This is a genomic window from Bacillus sp. F9_6S_D1_P_5, from assembly GCF_054823925.1.
Genome location: NZ_JBTREW010000001.1, coordinates 307,602 through 329,587, shown reverse-complemented (window position 1 = coordinate 329,587; position 21,986 = coordinate 307,602). Strand labels below are relative to the sequence as shown.

At 34.6% G+C, this 21,986-nt stretch carries 26 protein-coding genes; 2 read left to right on the top strand and 24 right to left on the bottom strand.

The window, feature by feature from the left end:
* Positions 1 to 130: 130 nt before the first annotated feature.
* Entirely contained in the window at positions 131 to 670 is a 540-nt protein-coding gene (locus tag ACUXEY_RS01590) for a hypothetical protein (RefSeq protein WP_461299918.1), read from the bottom strand.
* 20 nt (positions 671 to 690) lie between these two features.
* Positions 691 to 1,512 carry a pentapeptide repeat-containing protein gene (locus ACUXEY_RS01585; protein ID WP_461299917.1) on the bottom strand — a complete coding sequence of 274 codons (822 nt, stop codon included), beginning with the start codon at positions 1,510 to 1,512 and terminating at the stop codon, positions 691 to 693.
* A gap of 195 nt (positions 1,513 to 1,707) precedes the next feature.
* On the opposite strand from ACUXEY_RS01585, the gene ACUXEY_RS01580 reads away from it, so the two are divergent.
* Positions 1,708 to 1,884: a DUF1272 domain-containing protein gene (locus tag ACUXEY_RS01580; RefSeq protein ID WP_075309468.1), complete on the top strand. Its 177-nt coding sequence runs from the start codon at positions 1,708 to 1,710 to the stop codon at positions 1,882 to 1,884.
* Positions 1,885 to 2,069: 185 nt separating this feature from the next.
* Here ACUXEY_RS01580 and ACUXEY_RS01575 read toward each other — a convergent pair whose 3' ends face one another.
* From ACUXEY_RS01575 to ACUXEY_RS01495, 17 genes are all read right to left on the bottom strand, one after another.
* Entirely contained in the window at positions 2,070 to 3,134 is a 1,065-nt protein-coding gene (locus ACUXEY_RS01575) for a lactonase family protein (protein WP_461299916.1), read from the bottom strand.
* 120 nt (positions 3,135 to 3,254) lie between these two features.
* Entirely contained in the window at positions 3,255 to 4,796 is a 1,542-nt protein-coding gene (gntK, locus tag ACUXEY_RS01570) for a gluconokinase (RefSeq protein WP_461299915.1), read from the bottom strand.
* Positions 4,797 to 4,953: 157 nt separating this feature from the next.
* Positions 4,954 to 5,622, bottom strand: coding sequence for a fructose-6-phosphate aldolase (gene fsa, locus ACUXEY_RS01565; protein ID WP_166703282.1), 669 nt, complete (start codon positions 5,620 to 5,622; stop codon positions 4,954 to 4,956).
* Positions 5,623 to 5,673: 51 nt separating this feature from the next.
* Positions 5,674 to 6,567, bottom strand: coding sequence for a phosphogluconate dehydrogenase (NAD(+)-dependent, decarboxylating) (gnd, locus tag ACUXEY_RS01560; RefSeq protein ID WP_461299914.1), 894 nt, complete (start codon positions 6,565 to 6,567; stop codon positions 5,674 to 5,676).
* A gap of 96 nt (positions 6,568 to 6,663) precedes the next feature.
* Positions 6,664 to 8,148, bottom strand: a complete 1,485-nt coding sequence (zwf, locus tag ACUXEY_RS01555) for a glucose-6-phosphate dehydrogenase (protein WP_461299913.1) — start codon at positions 8,146 to 8,148, stop codon at positions 6,664 to 6,666.
* Between the two features lie 403 nt (positions 8,149 to 8,551).
* The gene (locus tag ACUXEY_RS01550) at positions 8,552 to 9,028 is read right to left on the bottom strand and encodes a heme-degrading domain-containing protein (RefSeq protein WP_461299912.1); all 477 of its coding nucleotides are present in this window, start codon (positions 9,026 to 9,028) and stop codon (positions 8,552 to 8,554) included.
* A 240-nt stretch (positions 9,029 to 9,268) separates the two neighbouring features.
* Entirely contained in the window at positions 9,269 to 9,691 is a 423-nt protein-coding gene (locus ACUXEY_RS01545) for an STAS/SEC14 domain-containing protein (protein ID WP_429602625.1), read from the bottom strand.
* Positions 9,692 to 9,861: 170 nt separating this feature from the next.
* On the bottom strand, positions 9,862 to 11,181 hold the full coding sequence (locus ACUXEY_RS01540) for an aromatic amino acid transport family protein (protein WP_144613953.1): 1,320 nt from the start codon (positions 11,179 to 11,181) through the stop codon (positions 9,862 to 9,864).
* Positions 11,182 to 12,162: 981 nt separating this feature from the next.
* Positions 12,163 to 12,846, bottom strand: coding sequence for a DUF3888 domain-containing protein (locus ACUXEY_RS01535; protein ID WP_461299911.1), 684 nt, complete (start codon positions 12,844 to 12,846; stop codon positions 12,163 to 12,165).
* A gap of 94 nt (positions 12,847 to 12,940) precedes the next feature.
* Positions 12,941 to 13,276 (bottom strand): IDEAL domain-containing protein, encoded by a 336-nt coding sequence (locus ACUXEY_RS01530; protein WP_429602628.1) that lies wholly within the window; start codon positions 13,274 to 13,276, stop codon positions 12,941 to 12,943.
* A 123-nt stretch (positions 13,277 to 13,399) separates the two neighbouring features.
* Positions 13,400 to 13,813, bottom strand: a complete 414-nt coding sequence (saiR, locus tag ACUXEY_RS01525) for an Rrf2-family transcriptional regulator SaiR (RefSeq protein ID WP_001083471.1) — start codon at positions 13,811 to 13,813, stop codon at positions 13,400 to 13,402.
* 194 nt (positions 13,814 to 14,007) lie between these two features.
* Positions 14,008 to 14,142 (bottom strand): BA3454 family stress response protein, encoded by a 135-nt coding sequence (locus tag ACUXEY_RS01520; protein WP_144613957.1) that lies wholly within the window; start codon positions 14,140 to 14,142, stop codon positions 14,008 to 14,010.
* A 30-nt stretch (positions 14,143 to 14,172) separates the two neighbouring features.
* A complete protein-coding gene (gene spxA, locus ACUXEY_RS01515; RefSeq protein WP_144613959.1) occupies positions 14,173 to 14,568 on the bottom strand; it encodes a transcriptional regulator SpxA in 396 nt (131 codons plus the stop codon).
* 357 nt (positions 14,569 to 14,925) lie between these two features.
* A complete protein-coding gene (locus ACUXEY_RS01510; protein ID WP_166703274.1) occupies positions 14,926 to 15,492 on the bottom strand; it encodes an SGNH/GDSL hydrolase family protein in 567 nt (188 codons plus the stop codon).
* Between the two features lie 16 nt (positions 15,493 to 15,508).
* Positions 15,509 to 16,333, bottom strand: a complete 825-nt coding sequence (locus ACUXEY_RS01505; RefSeq protein ID WP_461299910.1) for an MBL fold metallo-hydrolase — start codon at positions 16,331 to 16,333, stop codon at positions 15,509 to 15,511.
* A gap of 27 nt (positions 16,334 to 16,360) precedes the next feature.
* Complete coding sequence (locus ACUXEY_RS01500; protein ID WP_461299909.1) at positions 16,361 to 16,918, bottom strand: DUF7010 family protein; 558 nt, start codon at positions 16,916 to 16,918, stop codon at positions 16,361 to 16,363.
* Between the two features lie 27 nt (positions 16,919 to 16,945).
* Positions 16,946 to 17,785, bottom strand: coding sequence for a phosphotransferase (locus tag ACUXEY_RS01495; protein WP_461299908.1), 840 nt, complete (start codon positions 17,783 to 17,785; stop codon positions 16,946 to 16,948).
* 175 nt (positions 17,786 to 17,960) lie between these two features.
* Here ACUXEY_RS01495 and ACUXEY_RS01490 point away from each other — a divergent pair, with 175 nt between their 5' ends.
* The gene (locus ACUXEY_RS01490; RefSeq protein WP_461299907.1) at positions 17,961 to 18,170 is read left to right on the top strand and encodes a hypothetical protein; all 210 of its coding nucleotides are present in this window, start codon (positions 17,961 to 17,963) and stop codon (positions 18,168 to 18,170) included.
* A 33-nt stretch (positions 18,171 to 18,203) separates the two neighbouring features.
* Here ACUXEY_RS01490 and ACUXEY_RS01485 read toward each other — a convergent pair whose 3' ends face one another.
* The 5 genes from ACUXEY_RS01485 to ACUXEY_RS01465 all read right to left on the bottom strand — a co-directional run bounded on the left by ACUXEY_RS01485 (position 18,204) and on the right by ACUXEY_RS01465 (position 21,881).
* Entirely contained in the window at positions 18,204 to 19,103 is a 900-nt protein-coding gene (locus ACUXEY_RS01485; RefSeq protein WP_461299906.1) for a PhzF family phenazine biosynthesis isomerase, read from the bottom strand.
* A gap of 11 nt (positions 19,104 to 19,114) precedes the next feature.
* On the bottom strand, positions 19,115 to 19,888 hold the full coding sequence (locus ACUXEY_RS01480; RefSeq protein ID WP_461300041.1) for a GNAT family N-acetyltransferase: 774 nt from the start codon (positions 19,886 to 19,888) through the stop codon (positions 19,115 to 19,117).
* Positions 19,885 to 20,589, bottom strand: a complete 705-nt coding sequence (locus ACUXEY_RS01475) for an SDR family NAD(P)-dependent oxidoreductase (protein WP_461299905.1) — start codon at positions 20,587 to 20,589, stop codon at positions 19,885 to 19,887. The genes ACUXEY_RS01480 and ACUXEY_RS01475 overlap by 4 nt, the downstream gene beginning before the upstream one ends.
* Positions 20,586 to 21,149 (bottom strand): GNAT family N-acetyltransferase, encoded by a 564-nt coding sequence (locus ACUXEY_RS01470; protein ID WP_461299904.1) that lies wholly within the window; start codon positions 21,147 to 21,149, stop codon positions 20,586 to 20,588. The genes ACUXEY_RS01475 and ACUXEY_RS01470 overlap by 4 nt, the downstream gene beginning before the upstream one ends.
* Positions 21,150 to 21,332: 183 nt before the next feature.
* Positions 21,333 to 21,881: a GNAT family N-acetyltransferase gene (locus ACUXEY_RS01465; protein ID WP_461299903.1), complete on the bottom strand. Its 549-nt coding sequence runs from the start codon at positions 21,879 to 21,881 to the stop codon at positions 21,333 to 21,335.
* Positions 21,882 to 21,986: the final 105 nt, after the last annotated feature.

Below are 21,986 nucleotides of genomic sequence, written 5' to 3'. Positions count from 1 at the left end.
AAATGAATCAACTAATATAAGCTAAAAATATCTTATATCAAAAATTCAATAACATTATTTTAACCCCGTTCCAGATATAGGACGGGGTTATTCTTGTATTAGGTTTTAAAATTTCCGTAGTCTTTTACAATTAAATATCTCTGCCCATTCGCATAATAGGCTCCTGATCATGAAAACCAATACAAATCAGTATACTACTTTGCACATCACTACATGCACTTATAAAACTACATACTGTTCTAGCAATTAAATATAAAGTTATCCCAATTGCCTTTTCATTTGTATCAAAACCATTTTCAACATACACATCTGCTAATCCGATAGACTTCGGTCCCTCAACATCATATGTCCATTCAGAAGCCCAATCATCATCCTCTTCTTCTAGCGGAACATAATCCTCACAAATATAAAACTGACTATTCCACTCGTTATCAAGATCATACTCAAAATAAATCGCTTTTGCTTCTTCATCAGTAGCCATTTCTACAGCTGCATCCAAACCTACTCGAATACTTTCCTTATATGACTCTAAATCAATTGCTTTAATTCGTTCTGCATATTCTGTAGACGATAACATGCTACAAATTTCAAAATACTTCAATTCTATTTTCTCTACTGATAACGAAAACATATCTTCTTGCATTTCTTCTAAATACTGAAACATATCCAAACTATTTCACTCCACATTTTTTACGCACTCCAATGCGATGGACGGGACAACACTTTCGGCAATTTCGTATGTGCATCCCCTTTCGCCGCGTTAATTTGAACTTGCGTCAGAAAAATACTATTTGTAAAATCAGCCCCGCGAATATCTGCATCTCGTAAATCTGCTCCGATGAGATCTGCTCCTCTTAAGTTTGCTCCATTTAAGTTAGCCGCAATTAAATAAGCTCCCCTTAAATTCGCTCCTTGCAAATCTTTCTTTTTCAAATTTGCTCCCATAAGGTCTGCTCCGCGGTGACTCATTCGTTTCTTACGCGCGACATTCATTTCCTTCCAAACTAGCTCACTCGTTTCTAAAAGTAACACATTTACTTCTGCACGGTGTAATGGAATATTTACTTTCATTAACTCGTCCGCATTTAAATTTGAAAGGCGCTCCGTCTCTTCAATTGCTTTACTTAGTTCTTTATGAATCGATTGTGTCGCCTTTAACAGAATAGCCTCATTCAAATACCAAAGCATTTCATGCAGCTGATGCATAACTGGAAAAGCATCGTACATTTTTCTCGCATGCTTAGCATCTTTCCGCCAATCAATCCCGTTAAATGTAACTTGCGAAATCTTCTGCCCAGCGCCGAAACACTCAAATACTGTACAACCTTTATAACCTTTTCCTCTAAGATTTTTATGTATGCTACATTTAAAATCTGATTGTAAGTTAGAACATGGTTTCCCGCCATCTTTATTCACCGCAAAATCTACCGATGCTGCGAACGGTAATGCTACACAACATAAACCGAAGCATTTTTCGCAGTTTGCTTTTAAATGTTCATTATGATTAGTCAAAATGTATACCCCCTGTTGTCTTTTGACTATTTCATAATATTCTAACTGCATAAAATAATCAATTTAAAAATAAATGAGCATCTTTCATTTCAAATCATAACTTTATCATTCGATTTCCTTTCAATTGAAAAAGACAGTTTCTACTTAATGAATTATAATTAAATTATAAATTTTCTAACTAAAAGGAGACTTACTATGGCACTCGAAATGAAAACAAACTGTCAAATTTGCAATCAATCTCTCGAACCAAACTCTGAAGCTTACATTTGCGTGTATGAATGTACGTTTTGTGCACCGTGTACAGAAGAAAGACACAATGTTTGCCCAAACTGTGGCGGCGAATTAGTACGTAGACCGAAAAAGAAACAATAAAAAGCAAAGCGATATCGCTTTGCTTTTTATTGTTTTTTGGGGATTTGAAATTATATCAACGATTTTTCAAATATATCGAACACAACTTCAAATATATCAACGATTTTTTTAATATATCGACGTTTCGACAAAGAATATCGACTTACCGACAAATAACGACATTTCTATATGCATTGAAACTCCAATTAAACGTTCAAAAACTTCACACAAACAGGTTCTGGTACAACAACATCAGATTGTAACAATGTTAACTTACCTGTCGTTTCATTTCTTGAAAATAGCACAAGATTATGTGACTTTTCATTTGTAGCAATCAAAAACTTTTCAGTCGGATCTAATACGAAATCCCTCGGCCAATTTCCTTCTGTAGATGTATGTGCAACAAATGTAAGCTGACCTGAATTTTGATCCACACTGAAAACAGCGATACTATTATGACCACGATTACCTGCATATACAAAACGGCCGTCAGCAGAAATATGAATCGCACTTCCTTGACTATTGTCATCAAATTCTTTCGGAATAGTAGAAATATACTGCAACTCTGTAAAGGACCCTTCTTTCGGATTGTATGATAATGCAATAACTTCCGAACTCAGTTCAGTCATGACATAAGCGTGCTTTCCGTTCGGATGAAAAGCAATATGTCTCGGACCACTTCCTGGTTTTACAGACAAGCTATTTACTTCTTTTAACTTACTATCTTTTATTTCATACGTAATGATTTTATCAATCCCTAAATCAACACCTACCACATACTTTTCATCTGGAGTATATCCTGCGTAATGTGCATGTGGTTTCTCTTGTCTTTCTTTATTTGGACCAGAACCTTCGTGCGTAATAATAGATGTAGCAGCATTAACAGTTCCACCTTCTTCATTTACTACAAAAGACTCAATCGTTCCTTTATGGTAATTTGCTGTAACTACCGTACGATTTCCACTATCCACACTAATATGACAAGGAGAGGCCCCTTCTACTGCTTGTCTGTTTTGTTCCGTTAGCTCTCCAGTATGACTAATCGAATAAGCAGCTATACCACCAGATTCGCCTTCCTTAACAACAGAATAGAGATATTCATTATTTTTGCTAATCGTTACATATGTAGGGTTATCCAGCTTAGCCGCAAGTGTTACATTACTAATTTTCTTTGCTTCCGTATCTAAAGTAAACTTATATATTCCTTCACTATTTTCTTTCGTGTACGTTCCAACATATCCAATAAACTCTTTGTTTTCCTTCATTTTCATAACCCTCTCTCCCTATATTTTTCATTCACCATACTTCTTAAAATATTTTATGTTGAAAGAGTATCCTAAAAAATCGGAGTACCTCTTTATACGTTACCATATTTTTCTCCTAAATAGCCTTTAAACCCACTTTTTTTGATACGCTGCAATACTTTCATATTCTTCTTCCAAGTGACGTGCCAAACGAATATAGATCGGTATTAAACCTTTATATTTCTCCACACTTTCCATGTTAGGCTCATGATAAAAATTGGCACCTACCATATGAGAAACTACATGTAATGTATCTACTTCACCTATGCTATATAATCCGAGGATAGCTGCTCCTAGGCATGAACTTTCGAAACTTTCCGGAACGTATACGTCTTGATGAAAAATATCCGCCATCATCTGTCTCCAAAGTTCCGATCTTGCAAAGCCACCTGTCGCTTGAATTTTTTTCGGTTCACCAATTAGCTCTTTTAAAGCAAGAAGAACTGTATACAAGTTATAAATGATTCCCTCTAAAACAGCACGGATAAGATGCTCTTTCTTATGATGTAGACCAAGCCCAAAGAAAGATCCCCGTGCATTCGCATTCCATAAAGGAGCTCTTTCCCCTGCTAAATATGGATGAAATAATAAACCGTCAGATCCAGGATTCACTTTTGCTGCTATTTCCGTAAGCAATTCATAAGGATCTTTTCCTAAGCGCTTCCCATGCTCAACTTCTAACGTACATAATTGGTCGCGAACCCACCTAAAAATCATACCACCATTATTAACCGGTCCACCAATTACCCAAAGATCCTCAGTTAAAGCGTAACAAAAAGTCCTCCCTTTCGGATCCGTTACAGGCTGATTTGTTACAACTCGCACCGCGCCGCTCGTACCAATTGTAATAGCAACAACCCCAGGTTCTATTGCATTTACACCTAAATTCGATAGTACTCCATCACTCGCACCGACTATAAAAGGAGTCGTAACAAGTACATTCATCTCTCTTGCAAGTTCCTCGTTTATCCCTATTAAACTGTGCGTCGTTGGAACAACTGTAGATAGCTTTTCATCTGTAATTCCAGCAACACGCAAGGCCTCTTCATCCCAATTTAAAGATTTCAAATTGAACAGTCCTGTTGCTGATGCTATGGAATAATCAATTACATATTCTTTAAATAACTTATAAAAAACATACTCTTTAATTGAGATGAATTTATAGCTTTTCGCAAACAACTCAGCATGTTCATTTTTAAGCCAAACTAATTTCGAAAGTGGTGACATAGGATGGATTGGAGTTCCAGTACGAAGGTAAATTTCATGACCATTCATACCATTTTTTATTTTCTCTGCCCAGCTCGCGCTTCTATTATCTGCCCAAGTGATACATCTCGTTAACGGCTTCCCTGCTTCGTCTACAGCAATGACACTATGCATTGCCGAACTAAAAGAAACACAAAGAATATTAACTGGCTGCACATTACTTGTTTGTATAGTTTCTTTAATCGTATGTATGACCGCTTGAAAAATCTCTTCTGGATCTTGTTCTGCTGTTTCTGGCGCAGGTGAATACAAAGGATATTCAATCCCATGACTTGCAATAACAGATCCATCGATCGAAAACAAAACTGCTTTTGTACTAGTTGTTCCAATATCTACACCAATCATATATTTTGAGTCCACCATGTAACCCCTTTCAAAACATTCATATAACAAAATAGCACCATTGTTTATACAAAAAAGACGCTCCCTTATGAGAGCTACGTTTTCATAAACTTCACTCTCATAAGGAGGTCCTTTTTCTAACTATAGTGCTATTTTGAAAAATGAAGTCCTCACTTCATTATAACTTAGGCGCTTTAGCCCAATCCGCAGCAAACTTTTCAATACCTTGATCAGTTAATGGGTGCATAGCAAGTTGTTCAATGACTTTATAAGGAATTGTTGCAATGTGAGCCCCTGCCATCGCTACACGAGTTACATGATCTGGGTGTCTAACAGAAGCCGCAATAATTTGTGTATCTAATTGATGAACATCGAATAATTCAGCAATTTTAGCAACTAATAATACGCCATCTTCAGAAATATCATCTAAGCGTCCTAAAAATGGAGAAACGTACGTTGCACCTGCTCGAGCTGCTAATAGAGCTTGGTTCACAGTGAAAATAAGTGTAACGTTCGTTTTCACACCTTTTTCAGTAAGATAACGACAAGCTTCTAATCCTGCTAGCGTCATCGGAAGTTTTATTGTAACTTTTTCATCGCCACCGTTAATTTTAATCAGTTCTTCTGCTTGAGAAATCATTTCTTCAGCTGTAACAGCATCTGGCGTTACCTCTGCTGAAACAGATTCAACTTTAGGTACTGCCTGACAAATTTCTGCAATACGGTCTTCAAACTTAATGCCCTCTTTTGCTACTAAAGACGGATTCGTTGTAACGCCAGCTAAAACTCCTAGTTTATATGCCTTTTTTATGTCCTCAAGATTTGCAGTATCAATAAAAAACTTCATGATTTATTCCCTCCATTTTTTTAACGTTAGCAATTAATACTTTTAAAATGTTTATTTCTTTTCTACCGCATGTCCGCCAAATTCATTGCGCAGTGCTGCTACAACTTTTCCTGTAAACGTATCATTATCTAATGAGCGGTAGCGCATTAATAGAGACATTGCGATAACTGGAGTTGCTGTTTGCAGGTCTAATGCTGTTTCTACTGTCCATTTCCCTTCACCAGAAGAATGCATAACTCCCTTAATTTCATCCAGTTTCGCATCTTTAGAAAATGCATTTTCAGTTAATTCCATTAACCAAGAGCGAATAACTGAACCGTTGTTCCATACTCTTGATACTTTTTCGTAATCGTAGTCAAATTCACTTTTCTCTAGAATTTCAAATCCTTCACCGATAGCAGCCATCATACCGTATTCAATTCCGTTATGAACCATTTTTAAAAAGTGACCACTACCAGCTTTTCCAGCATATAAGAATCCATTTTCTACAGCTGTATCACGGAAAATAGGTTCAACGATATCCCAAGCTTCTTGATCGCCTCCGATCATGTAACAAGCACCATTACGAGCACCTTCCATTCCGCCAGAAGTTCCTGCATCCATAAAGTGAATGCCATCTTTCTTTAGTTGCTCATATCGGCGAATAGACTCTTTATAATGTGAATTCCCAGCTTCAATTAAAATATCTCCTTTTGATAACAGCGGTGTAATCTCATTAATAACAGAATCAACAACAGCGTGCGGAACCATTATCCAAAGAATTCTTGGTGATTGTAATGATTGAACAAGTTCGCTTAAACTAGATACACCTGTAGCACCATACGCTTTCATTTCTTCCACTGCACTCGTATTTAAATCAAATGCTGCTACTTCATGTTTATGATCCATTAAATTCTTCCCTAAATTTAATCCCATTTTACCTAAACCAATTAATCCTACTCTCATAATATAATTCCTCCTTGAATTACCTTTCATCATAAATACATGTTAATAAAATGATGAATATCTTTTTGTCATATTGCTTTACTTATAAGAATGTACTTACTTTTTCCATTCCTCATCTAACCACCATTTAAATTCACTTTCTTGTAATAGAGCATGAGCAGCATCCGGACCATACGAGCCAGACTCATATTCATGAAGAGGTAACAAGTTCTCTTCGAACGCTTCAAGGATTGGCTGCACCCATTCCCATGACAATTCAACTTCTCTCCAGTGAGCAAAGAATGTAGAATCTCCGCATATAGCATCATAAATAAGTCTTTCGTAAGCTTCCGGTACTCCCACTCCTGTTTGCTCACAAGTAAAATGAATACGGATCGGTTCAAGCTCTCCATTATTCAATGGATTTTTACTATTTAATTGGAGTGAAACATTTTCATTTGGGCTAATTTCAATGATTAACAAATTAGGCGCTGCATTTGGATTACTATCTTGATACTGCTGTTTTAATGTATTTTTAAACTCAATTACAATACGAGTAGACTTTTCTTTCATTCTTTTCCCTGTTCGTATGTAAAAAGGAACATCAGTCCAAAATGGGTTATCAATCCATAAGCGAGCTGCGATAAATGTGTCTGTTTGAGAAGAAGGATTTACTCCTGGCTCCTCTTTATACGCTACAACTTGTTGTCCTTTTATCTCACCTGAAGCATATTGCCCGCGAATGATATGGTTTTGAACGTCTTCTTTTTTCACTTTACGAAGAGTCTCCATTACCTTTCGTTTTTCCTCACGAATTTCACATGCATTAATTTTTTCCGGCAGATTCATTGCAGTCATCATTAATATTTGCAGCATATGATTTTGAACCATATCGCGAATGGCTCCTGCATGATCATAATATCCTGCCCTTTCTTCTACCCCAACCGTTTCACTAGCTGTTATTTGTACATTCGCAATATGTTCTTTATTCCAAATCGATTGGAGAACAGGGTTTGCAAATTCAAGTGCTTCAATGTTTTGAATCATCGGTTTACCTAAATAATGATCAATACGGTATATTTCGTCTTCTTCAAACGTTCGGCTAAGCTTATCATTCAGCTCTCGAGCAGATGGAAGATCATGACCAAACGGTTTCTCAATCATTAGGCGCTTCCATCCATCCGTTTTATCCAGTCCACTTTCTTTAATATTTAAAGCAATGGTCTCAAAGAAATCAGGAGTAACTGAAAGGTAGAACATTCTATTCCCTTGTATATTTTGTTCTTCTTCCCTTTCAACAACTACTTGTAATAACCTTTTATAATCTTCTGGCTTATTCACATCTAACGGATAATAACGAAAATACTCTAAAAAATCTTCTATGTTCGGAGTACCTTCTTCCCTGCGACGAGAAAAAGTTTCTATGGATTCTTTTACTCTTTTTTGAAAATCTAAATGAGATACTTCACGTCTTCCAAGCCCAATAACGGATATTTGCTTTGGAAGCTTTTGATCTCTATATAAGTTATATAGCGCGGGGTAAATTTTTCTTTTAGCTAAATCCCCTGTTGCTCCAAATAAAACAAAGGTCATTGATTCCAATTTCAGTCCCCCTCGTGATGTATAGTCATTTTCACTATAGTAAAAATGCATTGTACAGAAGCTACTATTATTGTTGATCTAATCTTACTTCTTAACTGCTAATTCTTTATATTTGTCGCTTTCTAATTGTCCCCAATATTAATAGTGGCAATTCAAAGCATTTTCACCACATACTACTTACCTGTAACTTATATAAAATAACTTAATTATTAAAAGTAATTAAGTTATTTTATGTCTATCATATTAACTACATAGATTATTATCGTCAAGAAAAGTGTCTCGAATTAAAGGTTTCCCGTCCGTAATATTTTTTGCGTGCTTGTCTATTTATTAGAAACAGGTTCATAACATGAATAATAAAAAGGCAAGACCGAACATATTCTTGTTCGATTTTGCCTTTTTATTATTGCTTCAAATGATTTTTAACTGACCTTATAACTAATTCATGATCCTCTTCTGGTGGTAATCCTGAAACTGTTATCATCCCAATAACCCCTACATCTTTTATTTGGACTGGAAAACATCCACCAAACGCAGCATAATCCGACCTATCTAAAAGATATTTTTCATTATATGGAACGCCCGTTATTTCACTTTGTATTTGCATATAATACGAGCTATGATTATGCAAAGAAACAACTCGTTTTTTACGCTCAATCCATTGCGTATTTTCCGCAGTTGTCCCTGTCATCTTGAAATGAAATAGTTGCACACCATTTTTCGCTATATCAACAGCGATCAATTTCCCTTCCTTTTTCGCTGTTTCAACGATAAATAAACCTATTTGCAGTGCATCTTCATTTGTAAAAGAGGTAAATTGAAGCGTTTCCTCCTCTATTAAAATTTGTTTACTGATTTCATTCAAATTTGAAGTACTCATATGTTTATCCCCCTTACTCACTTTATGCCACATTGATATTTTTGAATTTCTGTGATTCTATCGTACGAGCTTTCTACTGTAAAGCGTATTCCCTTCTTCCTGGTGCTATTATGAATTATATTTAACGCACTAAAAATGTATGTCCTCTAATGCTAAACATTTCGTATAGAAGTTTTCTTCCGGATACTACTTGCAAACATAAAAAAACCAGTTGCTTAAGCAACTGGTTCACTAAAAGTTTTATATGGGATATCCATTCAACCAAAGGAATGCTTGTTCATAATCATCAAAAAATTTTACAGATTCTTTCGTATTGGACTGTTGTAAATAATTCAGTATCTCCCCTTCTTCAAGGAGAAAAGCAATTGCCTTACTGTGATTCAAAATCGTTTCATTGAAAAACTTCTCTTTCCATGCTTTTTGAACAGAAAAATGATCTGGTATGTATCCTTTTCTATCGACCAGCAATTTGTATTTCCGTCCCTCGGAAATGAATTGCTGACAAACTTTCTCGAAACCATTAAACCATTCATACACATCATCTGTTTTAATCTTGCCGATAAGACGAGTAACAATTATATCTCCCGAAACCGTTGTACTAATATTCAGTTTACTCAACCTAAAATCATCTCCCTTAGCTACAATTATGCAGAAATATCTCATAAAATCAATCAGATAAAATTGTAACGTATTAAAGCAACCTTATGTACGAAAAGAGCCTATGTAAAAGATGACCTTTTGTCACTCATTAAAAAAGGAACAGACTCTCTAAAAGGAGAAGCCTGTCCCAAAATCGTTCTATTTTATTTTGCATTAAAACTAACAATCGTGAATTAGAATAATGATTTAATACTTGCTAAAACAGTAAGTACCCCTACAATAATAACAAATACGTTACTCATTTTCCCTTTGTATTTAGCTAGTACTGGTACTTTTTGAATCGCATACATCGGTAATAGACATAAGATAGCAGCAACTAATGGACCACTTAGAGAATCAATAAGTCCAAGAATACTTGGATTTGTATAAGCAACAAACCAGCATGATAATACAACAAAAGTAAGAACGATTGTCTTAATTGTTTTTTCTTCAATTACTTTTCCACGTGATTTACCGAACTTAATAATCATGTCACGCATTACTTCAAATGCTCCGATATAATGACCAAGGAATGATTTTGTAATAGCCACAAAAGCAATGATTGGAGCTGCAATCGTAATTACAGGTGAATTCAGTTCATTCGCAAGATATGAAAGAATTGATAAGTTTTGCTCTTTTGCCATTTTTAAATCCTCTGGAGTCAAGCTTAGTGCACTACTCCAAACGAAGAACATAACTACAACGAATGTCATGATATAACAAACTTTTTGTATTTGCGCACATTTAGCATCAGTAGCTTCTATTCCATACGTAGCTCTCTGTTTCACAACAAATGATGAAATCATAGGTGAATGATTAAATGAGAATACGATGATTGGTAGAATCATTAATATCGTTCCTAAATATCCTGTTCCTGTTGAAGCAGTAGAAACAGCTGAGAAGCTAAGCATTGACGTATTCCACTGTGGAATTAAAGATATTGCGATAAACAGTAGAGAAGCTATGAAAGGATACACTAGCATACTCATGATCTTTACAGTAATATCTTGACCAAAATTCAATATAGCGATAAGACCAAGAACTAATACAAGTGATAAAATAGCCCTTGGAGGCTCTGGCATATGCAATTGATGCACGATAAAACTACTTGCAGTATTTGTAAGCGCAACCGAATACATTAGTACGATTGTATAAATTGAACCGAAATATACGATGTTAAAAATGATACTCGCTTTATTTCCGAAATACTCTCTAATTGTACCTGTGATCCCCTCATCAGCAGAATTAGAAGCGTATATCATTTTAGCAAGTGCCCTATGTGAGTAGTACATAACTGGATATGCAAGCAATGTAATTAGTAGTAAAGATAATAGACCACCTGAACCTGCATTAATCGGTAAAAAGAGCACCCCTGCTCCAATTGCAGTTCCAAATAGGCTCAATGCCCATGTAGTATCCTGCTTATGCCACTTTTTCGGATCTGCATATTGCTCATTTTTTAGTGCGGTATTTTCAGCTTGAACTTCTATTTTCTTTGCAGTATTCCCGTTCATATAATAACTCCCCCTTGTATCTATTCCTGTGTCTCCCTTTATAGCTAACGAATATTTTTTTCGGAAAATGAATTCCTTACAAGTTGCCCCACATTGCAAGTCCTTCATCATAATGAATCCAAATTAACACAGTCGCTAGTTAGCGCCCTAATATAATTGTTAGCGTTCACAAAAAAGTTTACTCGTAATATCCGCCCCTTATATAAAGACCACTTAAGAGAACAATATTGAATAGGTTTCATAAATACGTTGCAACATTTCTAATAACAGTGTATTACTTTAATGGTTTCTCTACATTACTTGTAACAGTAATTTCAGTTAAACCAGCCTCTCTTCATTTATGAGGCATTTCTTTCTCAATTCTATACATCACTTTAATAGCTTCGGCAGCATTTATGGTATTGATTACACAAGCCACTGAAGCACTTTACATACATTTCGCCTCTAACCACACACCTTTCTTACTAGTCATCGCATTTTTTATATTTTCTCCAGAGATAATAAAATTTCTCTCGACGCACTCATTATAACGTGTATATTTATAAAATTAATATTTTTATATTTTCAGAAATATTAATTGGATATAATTTTACATTGATAATATTTTACAGTTAACATGTAACCCTTGTTCCTATCACTTATAACGGAATTAATTAGCATAAAATACAGTAAAATATTGTTTATTTAAGCTACTTATTTTAAAAATATTTATATCCTTCTTCGCCGAAAATTTTATTTTGATTTAAAAAAGATATTCTAATAAATAATTAACGTGGTTAAAAAGAAATAACTCTTTAAATGTACAAACCAATTTTTAGGATATATATTATAGGCATTGCATTCATATACATTATTTAACTTTATGGTAACGAGAGAATCACTAACGTTTTGCTACACGAAAAAATAAAATAAGCTGCCCATATGGGCAGCTTATTTACATCATTATCATTATTAGGAGGGAGCAAACGAATCACTTCAATGTCATCTTAATTGTAGTTTTTTCAACTCTTCTTCAGAGATATTTCTATGTTTGTAATGAATGGATTTTATTTCATCTCCTTTTATACGAAAAGTAATTGTGTCCTCTCCATAAGGCGGATTGTGTGCCCCTTCAAAAGTTTGAATTTGCACAGTTACATAGAAAATATAATTTGCTTCGTCTTTTGTTATTTCAACTATTTTTTCAGAACCTCGGTCCCAAAGTTTCGGTTCCTTATAATATTTTTCAACTTCTTTGCTTATCGGTTCTATTAAAAGATTCATTACTACTTCTTTTAAAAATTTTTTTGGTACAGGTATTCTGTTAATCCTTTTTTTATTTACATTTATAATTTTCCAAAAACCACTTTTCTGTTCAACGGTATAAAGAACATTCGTACCATCCTCTTTCCAAAGATGAAAATAACCTTTATTCCCCTTAATATATAGTCGTGGCTCATCAATCCATTCACCTTCTGTTTGAACTATACCTAAAAACAGTTGCGTAAGCGGCGTTATCTTATAGCCTATTTGATTAAAGTCACCAAACGAATAAAGTTCATAACCAGTTAAATCTATATCTAAATATTCATTGATTTCATTTTTATGTTTTACAATTGCTTGTGCAGATATACAGGGTAATAAAAAACTCAGAAGACATACGATGCTAATTATTTTTATTTTCATACCATCAATCACCTCTTTTATTAAAATGCAACAAAAGAGATGATATTATTGATTATTGCACGATTCAACCTATTAAAAACGAATAATATAATCTTTAATACCCCTCATTAACTAGCTCTTTTATCGATTTTAATTTTGCTGAGAGCTCAATAAACCATTCTTCATCCCCTGTTAATAATGCAAGGTCTATAAGATAAAGGATTTGCTCTTTATTTATTACCTTTGATTCAGGGAGTTTGTTAACATGTTTACTAAAAAGTAAAATCGCTTCGTTCATTGTGTACTTGTCGTCACGTTTCACAATGCTAACTGTAACTACATCTTCTACTTCATCAAGTGATACAATGTAACCAACTATGAATTCACCCTCATTTGATATTCCACGAACCCAATCTCCCTCTTTTAAAACATGATTATTATTTGACATCATACTTTTTCACCTTCTTATAAAGATTTTTTGTAACGATAAAAAGATATATAAACTAACCTATACTGTAATATTTTACATTACAGTTTCCCCAAAGAACTCACAGCTACATAATAATTAAGCCGCTTAACGTTCTTGATTAATAAGGTCAACAACTTCTTTCATTGTATAATTCTTTAAATATTCACCTAGATGTTCTTCCGCACCTAAGAAAATAGCAAACAGAACTTTCCGCATGTTCGAACCTACAATACACTGATCATTTGATTCTGGACACTTCGGCTGCAATGCACCTTCAGAGGTTATTTGATACATATTCCAAAGATTAATTTCACTTAAATCACGGGCAAAAATAAAACCTCCACCAGTTCCCTCTTTTGATTGTATAAACTTATGTTTTTTTAACAAACTTAGCACTTTACGAATGCGTACTGGATGAACACCTGCACTTTCGGAAATAGCATTACTTGTTGACATCCGATCTGGCTGTAAAGCTAAATAAGTTAAACTGTGTATGGCCAAGGTAAAGTCGCTGTTCATTGTTGTCCTCCTACGATAAAAAATATGATTTCTCGCTTAGTAACTTACTGTAGCCATAAATATTACAGATAGGTTAGTCAAACGTTAAAATATATAAGAAGCATGCTTAGCATGAAAAAATAAATCTCTTTATATTCTATCAAAACTCCCCTATATCTCCTAACTTCATATAGCTTTTTAATTTGCAAATAAATTTAAACAGTCCACTGTCTCTTAACTTGTTCTTCTGCCAATTGTTTAATTTGTGTCCAAATCGTATCTTTACTCACAATAACATTTGTGTGATAGTTTCTATCTTTATAATTAACTGTAACACATACTTCAATCACTTCTGTCTCCTCCTTTCAAAATATTACTTATTAATTAGCCATTTTTTGCAATTCAATATTCAAAAATGTTCGAACGCTACGCGGTAAAAATTTGCGAATTTCGTCCTCATTAAAACCAACCTGTAATCTTTTTTCATCCAGCATAATTGGACGACGTAACATTTGAGGATACTCAATTATTAATTGATAAAACTCATTAAGCGAAAGCGCCTCAATATTTATATTTAATTCCTGAAAAGTTTTAGATCTAGTTGAAATAATTTCAGTAGCACCATCTTCAGTTAAACGAAGAATGGATTTCAGTTCATCGACTGTAAGCGAATTTGATACGATATTTTTTTCGGTATAATCAATTTGATGTTCTTCAAGCCACGCTTTTGCTTTTCGGCATGAACTACAGCTTGCTGTCGTATATAAAATCACCATATTTTACACACACTCCTTTACTTTTAAAATCATTATATAGATTATTGAAATGTATTAAAAAAAATTACAGTTTAGAATGAAATACACGTTATATTATTTATCCGAGAATATTTAATTAATCTGTTTTTCACAAAAAATAACAACTCACTTCTAAAAACTATACTGTAATTTTAAACTTTACAGTTCAATTAATCAACTGTTAAGTCTTGGATGCATTCCATTAGTGCAGCAAATTATATTCCACTTTATTCATTTCTTCTCTACATGTTTAGTATAATAAAAGCTACTGCAATGAACACAGCAACATTGTAGGAGGAAATACGCAAGCAAAAAAGCAAAGCGCGCACACTTTGCTTCTTACAAAATTCCTTTTAACTTTTTACCAATTAACTCCGCTACATACTCATAACCTTGTCGGCCAAAATGCAAACCGTCTTTTTCATCATTTTCTACTAATCTTTTATAATGAGGCTCTTGAATCATTTCAGCATACAAATTTAGAAAATAACTTCCTGTTTCTTTCGCCACTTCCTCTACTACGTCTGCATACTGACCAAGTACTTTATTGGTTCTATTATGCTGACGTTCTTCATCAACCGGCGCAGGACTAATAAGTAATACCTTTTCTGGTGAAATCATACTTACAATCTTCTCTAAATTGTCTTTGTATACTTGTAATGGTACTGGATCAAATAATACCGAATCATTCGTACCAAGAAAAACTGTTACAAAGTCTGGTTTATGCGATAGTACATCATCTTCAACCCTATGTAACGCATCGAACGTATTATCACCCGGAACCCCCGCATTTACCACCTTCCAATTTGGAAACATCACTTTTAGACGTGGTGTTAACCTTGGCGTTCCATCAAAAAACATTTCATCAGCTGTAATACTATCACCGAAGCATACTAATGTTTTCATAGAGCTAATTCTCCTTTTACGTATGAAATAACTTTCCTTCTACTGCCTTAATATATCTTTCAGCAGAACGTTCCACTGCCTCATTCGCATTCTCTTTCACTACTCGGTGAAAAGCATTATATAAACGATTAAATTGTAACGACTTCACTCGATTCGCCATTTCTTCCACTTTTCTTGCCGGTAATGGAATTAAATTTGGATAGCTGTACATGAAACTCACCCACTGCTGATCCGCTACAACTTGAATAATATCACCTGTTAATAAAATACCTTTCCCATCATTTCCTTCTTCCCAATGTAATACAGAACCGCCGCTAAAATGTCCTCCGAGACGATGAATAGTAATTCCGTCCGCTAATTGTAAAGACTCACCAGACCAATAAATAATACGGCTACTCGGACGTACTACCCACTCTTTATCGTCTTCATGTATATAAATTGGTACATCAAACGTTTCTGCCCATTCTACTTGCGTTGAATAGTAATGAGGATGAGATAGTGCTATCGCATCTAACCCGCCCAACTCCTTTATCTTCTCAATTGTCGTTTCATCTAAATACGTAATACAATCCCATAGTAAACGATACGCTTCCGTTTTTACTACATATCCCGTTTGACCAATCGCAAATTCCGGTTTTGTCGTAATACTATAAAGCCCATTTTCTTCTTCTATCATTTCATTTTTATATGTATCACTCGTTCGCAAGTTTTCTAAAGTCGTCCAAGACTGCCCTTTCGGATTTACATATTGTCTCTCCTCATCACAAATAACACAACTTACCGGTTCTTCCACACTCGCCGCATACTGTACGCCGCACGTTGTACAAACGAAATTTTTCATAATAATTCCCCTATCCCTATATTTTTATTAAGCTGATTTTTGTTGATATTGATCTACTTTTTTATTTTCGATTAATAAACCGATTAGAGTCAGTAAGTAGACAACTGTAACTGACAATGGAATGACAGTAAATCCATCGTCTGCAAAAAGAATCCCGCAAACTGACGTTACGAATACAGTCCCTACTGACAATACACCATAACTTTTACTTTCATAAATCCATACGTACGGTACAAAATGAACCCCTATTAACATTGCTACTACAAAAGGTAACCACTCTGGAAATTGAAAATAGGCAAGCAATACAAACGGAATATTTAATACATTTATCCCGCCAATTAATCCAGCTAAAGTCCCTAGCGAATTTCCTTTCGCAAACATATCAATTTTCAATATAGCAGCTATCATTAGACCGCAAGGAAACACACAGCCCATACCAATTAAATATACCCACACAACTTGCTTTTCTGAAAGAAGGACACCCGTTACACTCGCTACAACCCAAAACAAAATACCAGCTATTATAACTGGAAATCCTCTTTTCGTTCTTTGTGCTAAATCTCTTTTTGCTTCTGCTATGTTCATTTCACTACCTCCCCCAAACTATTTGTACTATAAAGCCGGCTTAATTTCGCCCATCCAATAACGCCAAGCTATTAAATAATCTTCTAAATCTTTCGGGTGGTGTCTTAAACATGTATCTATACGCAAATATAATCCTATGACTATTTCCTCGTACAAATCTCGTTCTTGTTTATGAAATACACATTGTTTCATCACATAATTAATCGTTTCTTTCGTTAAATCTTCAGGAGTTGAACAGAACGCATAAATTAAGTCATGCAAAGGATCTCCAAGGACTGGTAACGGATCAATTACTCCATGTAACTTATTCTGCCGGAATATAAAATTATGAAATCCGCAATCACCATGTAATAAAAATGGCTGATTTACTCCGGCATCCCTATTTGCTAGTTTAAGAACTTTTCTATACTCTTCCTCACTTATGTAACGTTTTACATTTTCATAAGCTGTCTTCACATTTCCCGTTAAAAATTCATTCCAAGATTGAACCGGGTTTTCTTTCCATCCCCAGCCATCTGCCTCTGGGACAATTTTATACTTATTGATCACTTCTTTTACAAGTGTACGAAGCGTACTTCTTTTATATCCTTGTTCGCACGAAGTATTACCTTCAAGGAAAGAATATACGAAATATGTATGTAAAGGTTCCTTATACAAAAGCTTTGAAAATAAAGTATTCCCCCCATAAAACGAGAGAAAATTAGCTTCTTCACGTATTACGTCCGGTTCATTCAGCTTTACTACATATTTTTCATCCAACAAATACACAGTACTTGTCGTTCCTCCGTTCAACACTTTTATGCTATTTGGATCATGTGAAATAACTTTCTCCTTAACGAGTTGTGCAGTAATGATTGAAATGTCCATTCTCTCACCCTTTAACTCCAAAGATTCCCTCAATTAAAAAGACAACTTTACTATTATTTGACAAGTAAATAGGAAACCCCTTCCAAAATCTTAATATAACAAAAATTCATTTACTTTTATATTTCAAAAATAAGGAAATAATAACAACAACGTAACATACATATAGGAGGTCACTATGAAACCTGAATTTTTAAAAGCGGTACATGATGCTATTGGAAATGTCGAGCACATTCATATAGAAGAAAGCGGTGCGGACAGCTTACTTATTCATCATGATGATGCACAACAGTTACAACAAGTCGCTAAAACGTTAGAAAACAACAATTTCCACTCTGCTTTAAGAACAACTGGAGATGCTTCGTATATTGAAGTGTTGAACAGATAATGAAAGTCCGGATGTATTCCGGGCTTTCTTTTTTTATATCAAAACTTTAAATTCTTTCACATACACCGCTGTTCCCGCAATATCTATTTGTAACTTTTCATTCTCTATATCTTTCGTTACATATACCGTTACACGACCATCTTTATTCATTTCCTGTCCTTGTTCAACGACTAATTCCATTTCATGATCAAAATCTTTCTCCAAATACGTCGCATAGTACGCTCCCATTACACCTGAAGCTGTTCCTGTCACTGGATCTTCTATTGTTCCAGAGTAAGGTGATGAAAAATGACGACCGTGCATTTGTGCTTCTGCATTATATGTTTCTATGCAAAGCGGATGAATAGAGGCCTTTGGTATTTCTTTTAGCACAAATGGAAATTCATTATTATTAGGTTTCATTTTCTCACATGCTTCTAGATTTTTAACAGGTACAATTACAGTCCAAATACCAGTACTTCCATATACAATTGGTAATTTTCCATCTAAATCATTTACTTCAAGACCAATACTGTGTGCTAATGCCTCTTGAGAACCTGTAAAATCTTGAAACTGTGGTGTTGCTTGTCTCATTTTAATAAAAGTTTCTCCACTTTCATTCGCACCTATATGTATCGGCAAAATCCCTGCCTTCGTTTCAATTGTTAAATTATGATTCCCTTCTAATAACCCCCTTTCATAAAGTGCATATATAGTTCCTACTGTCGCATGACCACATAAATCATTTTCATGACCAGGAGTAAAATAGCGAATTCTTACATCTGCTACTTCTGAAGAAAGAACAAAGGCTGTTTCGTTAAACCCAACTTTTTCAGCAATACGCTGCATTTCCCCTTCCGTTAATCCATCCGCCTCTAATACAACACCTGCGGGATTCCCCATATTCGGTTTATTCGTGAATGCGTCATAATGAAATACGTTTATAGTCTTCATTTTCTTTTCTCCTAACTTTCTTTAAAAATTTTATAATAAAGCTCTATCTCCGTTTTCACCGAACAATGATTTCTCCAAAATACCTTCTGCATCTTTTCATTTAAAGTATGTGTGCTTCCGATGTAATAAGTAGCGCCCATTTCTTTTAACATATGTAAAGATTGAAGATGCAGTTGAGAAGAGATTCCTTTCCCTCGATAACGAGGCATTACCCCAAAGTAAAATAATCGTCCTTCACTTTCTGTTCCATGCTCTATATGCGGTATGGACAAACCAATTGGCTCATTTTCATCATAAAAAACAATACATGACTTCTCCCAGCCTTTACCTAACTCTGTTTGCACTGAATAAAAATGCTCATCAATAGTTAAATTGGAAGTTTGATTTCCTGAATTCAACATACACTGCTCCCAAATGCGTTTAAATTCTTTTTCTGATAATCTTTCTTCTATTGAACGGTATGTAAATTGTTTTTCAAGTGCATCTACATTGTCTAACTCTCTACACACTTCTATCTTTGCTGCAGGTAAAGAAAAATCCGCATCAAGTAACACTCTCGCACTTGAGTTATAACTACTAAACCTCTTATTTAATACAATACTCGCTCTTTTTAACTCCCAGTTAAAACAAATTTCTTCAAATCTACTTATCTTCTCTTTATAAGTTTGTACGTTATAAAAGGCATCTTCTTCTATCTCTTCAATCGTCAATGCATTTGGTAAGCCATTTAATACTTTTTTCGAGGGACCAAATAAATTCTGAATAATTGTAAGATCGTATATCACCACTTTAATTCCCCCAAACCAGGCTCAATAAACTTCCCTGAAACATCCTCATTTGAATCGATTACCCAATCATATATATTTTGCGCTCCTTCAGCCGGAGTCATATTCGCATCAAAGGCACCAATGTCAGTCTTTAATTTTCCAGGATGAATTGCCGTTACACCAATTCCTTTATTCTCAAACTCTTGTTGTAAGCAGAGCGTTAACATATTTTGTGCAGCTTTAGCAATTCGATAGGAATAGGAAAACTGACCTTGCTGAAACTCTTTGTGCGCCATTTTATGTAATGATCCTAAGCGAGAGGACACATTTATTATTCTCGGATGATCCGATTTCTCTAAAGCTACATATGTACCTTTTACAGCTCGAATTACACCTAAGCAATGAATATTAAATAAGTCCGTTAACTCTTCTGAATTCGTATGTAAAACTTCAGTCTCCTTTCCAGTAATTCCAGCGTTATTTATAACTACATCCAAACACTCTGTATATTCCGCAAGTTGTTTCTTAATTTGTTCCGTACTCTCATCAGTCGATAAGTCTGCCAATATAGGAAAACATCTACAACTAAACATTTGCTTCAATTGTGTTACCGCAACCTCAGTTCTAACTAACGGGTAAACAATATGCCCATTTTCATGAAATACTTTCACTAACTGTAACCCTAATCCGCGATTTCCACCTGTAATAAACACTCTCATATATCCATCTCCTTATTTTTAAAATAAATAAGAAAATCCATCCACTTCCCATTCTCTAAAGAAAACGCCTTTCTCTTGCATTCAAAAGAAAAACCCGCTCTTTCCGCGAGACGAACGGATGGCTCATTATCAACATGTATATGTAATTCAATTCTATGAAAATGAAGACTATTAAAAAATAATGATAACGCAGCTTTCACACTTTCCATGCCATACCCATTTTTCCAGTATTGATTATGTATGGAATACCCCATCATCGCCCATTGATAGTCCATACGTAAAATTTTTATAAGCTCTAGTTTTCCAATGTTAGCCCCGTCTTCTTTACGAAAAATGCCTAATACATACATTTCATCTCGATGTGCTGCTTCATCAAACCCTCTTATCCATTCCGTGAACCATTCTTTCGTTGATGATGCCATAACTTGATAGCCATCGTCATATTTGTACTGCGATGGTAACCTCTTATGAAATCCATCGAACCAACTTTCATAATCATCATTTTGGAACGGACGAATTATAAGTCTCTCTGTCTCTATTTGTAATGGCGGCAGCTTCATTTATATCTCTTCCCTTAATTGATTTTCGAATATTCTTTATTATCTTACACAAAATGCAAAATCTAGTAAATTATTATGTTTTTGATAAACAAGGGTCTGTTAAACTTACAATGTTGATTTTTGAGAAATACAAAAAGGAAACCCTGTTCTGAAGGGTTTCCTTTTGTCATCATACTACCAATCTTATCTGTAATTTAAAACCTTGTATTCTGTCTTTAATATTCCATAAACATCAACATCTTCATATGTATTTAATAAAAGCCTATTCTGTCTCAATGTGCCTTCTTTACGTAAACCCGCCTTCTCTAACACCTTAATCGATGATCTATTTCTAGAAATAGCAGATGCCCAAATTTTGTTTAGACCTAATTCAATAAAACCAAAATGAATCATTCTATTTACAGCCTCGGTTGCAAAACCCTTTCCCCAATAATTCTTACCTATCCAATAACCAAGCTCACCTCTATTGTTACCTTTGTCAATTCTTAGTGTAATTGTACCTACAATTTCTCTTGATTCTTTAGAAATGATTCCTAAAGGATATTCGATTCCTTGCCTTATAAGTTCTGGTTGCATATTAACCCAATCTTGCGCGAACTCCAATTTATATGGGTGTGGGAGCCCAAGAATATTGGCTAATTCCTTGTCATTAGCCAATTCTTTAATTCTACATACATCATCACTGGTAAAAGGTTGTATACATAAATGCTCAGTTTCTAATTTTATAGCCATATTTTCTCCCCCTTGTACTGAAATGAATGAACTTCCTTTATTTTCAATATTACACTAAAAATAAACAAAAAGTTTCAAATATTAACAATACCCACTAACAAAACC